The organism is Curtobacterium sp. P97 (genome assembly GCF_023712445.1).
GTDB lineage: Bacteria > Actinomycetota > Actinomycetes > Actinomycetales > Microbacteriaceae > Curtobacterium.
Genome location: NZ_JAMAYF010000160.1, coordinates 1 through 432 on the forward strand (window position 1 = coordinate 1; position 432 = coordinate 432).

The following is a 432-nucleotide window of genomic DNA, read 5'->3' on the forward strand; positions in this document are numbered from 1 at the left end:
CGCCCCGACGGCTACTCGTTCCTGCCCGAGCTCGCCGACGTCACGGCCAACGCGATCTCGGTGGAGACCGCCCAGTCGCACCTGGACCGGCGACGCTGGAGCCGCTGCGCGGCAAGGGCATCGCGCTCGGCGTGCTGGACCTCTCGACGCCCGAGGTCGAGACGCCGGTGCAGGTCGCCGACCGGGTGCGCCGGGCGCTGGACCACGTCGACATCGAGAAGCTGGTGCTCTCCAGCGACTGCGGCCTGAAGTACCTGCCGCGCGAGTCGGCCGCGGGCAAGATGCGCGCCCTGGCTACGGCCGCCGAGCTGGTGCGCGGGGAGCTCTAGCCGACCGGGGCCTCGGCGACCTGGGCCAGGGCGACGTCGAGCGACCGGACGGCGCCGTCGGGGTCGACCCGGGCCAGCGCGAAGGCCGCGACCACCAGCGAGG

At 75.0% G+C, this 432-nt stretch carries 1 protein-coding gene; it reads left to right on the forward strand.

From position 1 onward, the window contains the following. The first annotated feature begins 119 nt into the window (after nucleotides 1-119). Nucleotides 120-329, forward strand: coding sequence for a hypothetical protein (locus tag M3677_RS17445; RefSeq protein ID WP_308201993.1), 210 nt, complete (start codon nucleotides 120-122; stop codon nucleotides 327-329). Nucleotides 330-432 lie beyond the last annotated feature (103 nt).